This is a genomic window from Streptococcus hyovaginalis DSM 12219 (genome assembly GCF_000420785.1).
Lineage (GTDB): Bacteria > Bacillota > Bacilli > Lactobacillales > Streptococcaceae > Streptococcus > Streptococcus hyovaginalis.
Window position 1 is genome coordinate 1 of record NZ_ATVP01000027.1, and the last position, 4,879, is coordinate 4,879.

General features: G+C 29.9%; 4 protein-coding genes. All 4 read right to left on the reverse strand.

Annotated features, from left to right (window positions below; translation table 11 throughout):
• Nucleotides 1-132: 132 nt before the first annotated feature.
• From G574_RS11565 to G574_RS0110455, 4 genes are read right to left on the reverse strand one after another with little or no spacing between them, the layout of a single operon-like run.
• Nucleotides 133-1,230, reverse strand: a complete 1,098-nt coding sequence (locus G574_RS11565; RefSeq protein WP_211209685.1) for a hypothetical protein — start codon at nt 1,228-1,230, stop codon at nt 133-135.
• Entirely contained in the window at nt 1,227-2,147 is a 921-nt protein-coding gene (locus G574_RS0110445) for an ATP-binding protein (protein ID WP_029692126.1), read from the reverse strand. Before G574_RS0110445 ends, G574_RS11565 begins: the two co-directional genes overlap by 4 nt.
• Before the next feature lie 17 nt (nt 2,148-2,164).
• On the reverse strand, nt 2,165-3,997 hold the full coding sequence (locus tag G574_RS0110450; RefSeq protein ID WP_245540415.1) for a hypothetical protein: 1,833 nt from the start codon (nt 3,995-3,997) through the stop codon (nt 2,165-2,167).
• A 10-nt stretch (nt 3,998-4,007) separates the two neighbouring features.
• Nucleotides 4,008-4,715 carry a TnsA endonuclease N-terminal domain-containing protein gene (locus tag G574_RS0110455; protein WP_245540414.1) on the reverse strand — a complete coding sequence of 236 codons (708 nt, stop codon included), beginning with the start codon at nt 4,713-4,715 and terminating at the stop codon, nt 4,008-4,010.
• Nucleotides 4,716-4,879 lie beyond the last annotated feature (164 nt).

Consider the following 4,879-nt stretch of genomic DNA (forward strand, 5'->3'; position numbering starts at 1 on the left):
TGTGTATTGACATAAAGGCTGATAATAGTTTGACAAAAATATGTAATTTCACTTCAATAGTGCACTAATTATAAACTTTTGTGTCAATATTTTGTGACATGAAAGTTTATAATTAGTGCACTCGTCTCTATTTCAAAAAAAGCTATTATATTGAATATTGAGATGAACTTTTCGCTCTTTTTCAGAATGATGGAAACTATATAAGAATGGTTGCCACAGATTATCACATTCTATAAGTTGTCTCAAAGTTTCCGAATATAAATATTGAATAAAATGATAAATTAACCAGTTTTGTGAACCATGATGTGCATTATTGACAGAAGAATAGAAAATCAAATCATCCAAAAAATCATAATAACAATCGGATAAATCAACTGTTCTGTACAGTGATTTTAATAGTTGCTGGTGCCTTCTTCTGCTCTCTAAATAACATATAATTTCATCATTGTAGATATCATTAATATCTGTTTTAAGAATTTTGTTGAGAAACAATCGAAGATAATGTTCTGAGATAATCTTACCACTAAATAGACGAGAAATAAAATTTTGACAAGAATTTTCTATGATCATCTCTCTATGTTTGTAACAATACAAATCATTTTCATCAAACAAACTTCTTGAAAATGATTTGTGGAGACTTCTATTGAAAATATATTTAGAAGAATCAGTGTATAGCATTGATAAAGCTTTAGTTGACACCTTTGAAACGTCTCTTGGAAAAACATTCCATTTGAGTTTTTCTAGGCTTTTATTACTGAAACCAGAGGGTAAATATTTATCCCAGTAATCTAATAAAATATTAAGGTGATCTTCTTTTAAGAAACAATAATCACATTGACAGGAGAAAGGTTCTCGCTTTTTAGAGAATCGAGAAGGAAGGTGTATTGTGGAATGACATTTTGGACATGTGGTTAATAATGGTTGATGTTGATGTAATAAACAGTGAGAAAAAACGAGAGCTTGATGTTCGTATAAATGAATCCCTATCCCTAAACATATCGGACAGTACCTTAAAGTGTTATGATAAGGATTTGGATAAATAAACTGTTTAAAAAGGTTTTCTCGAATTTCATTTGTTCGTTTAACTAAATTGATTTGATAAAGTTCTTCAAATATTTTAGAACAGTCAAATTTTGATGTCTCATATAGATGATGGATTCTTTTAAATCTTTCAAGAATACACCAATGACTTAAATGTGTGTTAATCTGATAGTAGTTAATTCCAATCATGTTGTTTTCATCCATATAACATACATTGTAGATTTAATGACATTTTCCCAATCCGAAACAGTAATTGTTGATAATTTTTGGCCAGAATCACCAAACTGAAGTAAGGCCTCGCGTACTATTGGTATGAAGCTATATAAAGGAATTTCACAATGAGGACTAATAGAATGCTTTAAATTGATATTTTTTAAAGCGGTATAGAGATTTTCACTGTAATCAGATAACTGCAACCCCGATTTGAAAAAATATTTAGTATAAGATATCCCTGAATGTTCAGGAAATTCAATTTTAGTATCAAATGCATTTAAAATCTCTTTGATTTCAGAAAGGCTCCTTATTCCCCAAAAAGATTGTGAATCAACCATAAACCGACCAACAATTTGAGCCATTCCCATTTCTAAAAAAGATTGTTTTTGAAGATTTAATTGTTCTTGTCCAACTAATAATGTAATAAGTTGAATATCTCTAAAATACAATTCATTATACAAACCAATTAGCCAATTATAATGATATTCTGTTAAATTTTGTGCCTCATCGATCATTAAAACAAGTCGATCTTGCTGGCTATCTCTTGCAATAACTAAAAGATAGTCTAGGAGTTGAATTCTTTTTTGAGTCTTGTTTCGGTTATTAGGTTTTGGGTGCCTAATAGCTTGTAAAATATTTGAGTAAAAGGAAGATTCAGATGGTTTGGATTCTGGTACTGCAGACATATAAAAATAAGGGATATTATAAGTTCTTTTTAATAAGGTTTCTCCTATTAATATCATGGCGCTTGTTTTTCCGACTCGTGGTTTCCCATATATAATAGCTCCAGTAATCCGATTTTCCAACCACCATTGAATAGTTTGAGAAAGTTCTTGTATTTGTGGCGTTGGAATTAAATAATTTCCTGATTCTACAGGATGCTTAAGAACCATATCTAGGACCTCGTTTTCTATAAATTAAGACCTTTTATTTCAATAGGTTTTCCTCTTAGTTTTCGATGATTTTTTAGCTCTTTTTCATGTATATCTCTTTTATTATTGTCTTTATCTGTTGCTGTAGCTAAGTGAGCAGAGATATTATTGGGAGATTCTTCTGAGATATTTTGTTTAATATTTGCTATTCGTGAACCTGTTTTTTTATTAATAATATTTTTATTAACTAAATAGTTATCGTATGTTTCTAAAATATTTAGTTGGTTTAATTGAGTAAATTCTCCTTCCCTGGATAGCTTATTAATTAATTTCCTTTCTTTTAAATTATGTTTTCTTCCACGCCACTTTTTTTCGACAAATAAATCATCATAATATTCTCCTGAACTATAGAACGCTTTAATAACCCTAACATCTTTAAAATTAATTTGAAGAAGTAATTTTTCACCTATCATCATCTTATCTCCATTAAGTTTCTGACTAGTGTACTTAGCTCCAGCGTAATTAATATGTAGATACGAAGCTTTATTATTAGCTACTACAGTCCTTGAATCTTTGAGGAGATGGAAAGCATTCCCGTCTCTTAGAGTAATTGGAAGATACGTGTATAACCTACTATTTAATTTTTGTCTAAAATCCTCCAAAGGACTGTTACCATAGAGCGAGCTATGTGGGGTATTGTTATATTCATATAGAGCCAGATAAGTTATTTTCTCTAAATCATCAATTGATATATGGTATTGTTTGGCTTTTTTTTCAGGTGATTGACGTCTAGGGTCTGTAGGAGATGAACCTGTAGTTGATGGTAATTGATGAAAGCTTTTTTCTTCTAAAGTTTTAAAGAACCGCTCAATAATTCCTCTTCTAGTAGGTTCTGCAACTTTTCCAAAGCAAACTTTAGTACCCATTTTTTTGATAAGGGTATTCAAAAGAGAATCTGATAAATGTGCTTTCGCATTGTCTAAATAAAGTTCGTCAAACAGTGCATATTCAATTTGAGGAAAAACTTGGTTAGGAAAAGTCTTAATTGAAAGTGTTTCAGGTATTTCCTCATTAGTTATGGGAATAACACTCTTCTCAATACAAGACAATACATCCATTGAATCGTACTCTGATTTGAGGACAAGCTCAAATCCTAAAACACAGCGTGTAGAGCGATCTATTGTGCATAATAACCAAGGACGCTCGATGACTGCTTCTCTCCATGTTCCTGAGGGTGTTTGGAATTCGGTTATAAAATAAGCATCAATTCTATGGCCATCTATTTCTACCTCAATTAATGGAGATAGACAATTTTTGGGAAGTTGTTCTATTGTTATTTTTGAAAATTTTTCTTTTTCAAATAAATCCTGAGTGTTTGACCATTCATTATAATATCTTAATAAAGAACGATAGCCGTTATCTGATAAAGTAAATGGATATTCGTTCTTTGTAATACCGTTTCGGTAACACCACTTCAAAACAAATTGATGTATTTTTCGAAAATTAGTAGTTTTTTTAAGTTTATAAGTTTTAAACTTTTTTTCTATTAAGTCATTTAATTCATTATGTTGAGAAATAAAAACCTCGAACTTTTGTTGGCTATTGTTAACTCTGGCGTATGGTAAAATAGCCGAATATCCGTAAATATTACCACGTTTTTTAAATGTCAAACATCGTTCTATGAGAAGATACAATGTCCGAGGAGAGATACATGAGGACTTGCAAATATCTTTTATTGGGATGTTAGTCAAAAAATAAAGATCAATTGCTTCTTTTTTGCACAAAAAGTCCGTTAACTCTTTCTTTGATAAATGTGAAGTGTCTACTGCTTCCCATGATTTCACATCTAAATATTTTTCGGGTATCTTCATATTTTTCAACTTATTTCTCATTATTGATACTCACCTCTGTTTCCAAGCCTATTTTCGAAGAAATTAAGATTGTTATTTTTCCTTCATGGAACAATTTAGCAAGTATTGGAAAAACAGTTCTTTCGGATATATTGGGACAATAATTAAGTAGATGTTGAATCGAAGAGTTTTTATTTTCTTTTAGAAAAAATAACACACTTTCTCTGACAAAATAGTGTTCTTGGACAGAATATTGTATCAAAGCAGTATGTAACATTTTTAAGTTCTCTATCATATTTTGCTTCTCGCCTAATAATTTTTCGGTAAACACTTCGTGAGAAAAATCTTGTAATATAGCCCATTCTTTTTGAATATGTATTTGTTCTATAACTTCCTTTTTTTCTAATTCTATTGATGGTTTACATTCTATAATAGTAATACCAGCGCTATCTTTTTTTAGAAAATCTACAATAGATTTTCTTATATTACCATTAATACTGTAAGAAATATTTAAATCTGGCTGTTCACAATAAAATGAAACATTACTATCAAATTCAAGTAACAGAAAACACTGGTATTCTAGGTTGCTGTATACGATAAGATCTCTATTTAATTTAGGACTATAGACGATATACCTATTATTTCCATATGCTCTAGTTGCTGAAAACTTAGGTTTAACTGGTTTAACTATTTCATTTCTTAGTCTCATTGAAGCACCTCTTTGTAAACGCTTTATCATAAAATAATATAACATTAAATGCATTAAATATCAATTTATTTGTCAATAGTGCACTAATTATAAACTTTTGTGTCAATATTTTATGACAAATAAATGGGAAATAAAAAATAGAAAGACTGACAAATCAACCTTTCTGAGGGATACTATTTTTTGTCTACGCACAA

Excerpts from the sequence above, each read along its gene's own strand:
- G574_RS11565 (WP_211209685.1), bottom strand. The coding sequence starts at position 1,230 with ATGATTGGAATTAACTACTATCAGATTAACACACATTTAAGTCATTGG.
- G574_RS0110445 (WP_029692126.1), bottom strand. The coding sequence starts at position 2,147 with ATGGTTCTTAAGCATCCTGTAGAATCAGGAAATTATTTAATTCCAACG.
- G574_RS0110450 (WP_245540415.1), bottom strand. The coding sequence starts at position 3,997 with ATGAAGATACCCGAAAAATATTTAGATGTGAAATCATGGGAAGCAGTA.
- G574_RS0110455 (WP_245540414.1), bottom strand. The coding sequence starts at position 4,715 with ATGATAAAGCGTTTACAAAGAGGTGCTTCAATGAGACTAAGAAATGAA.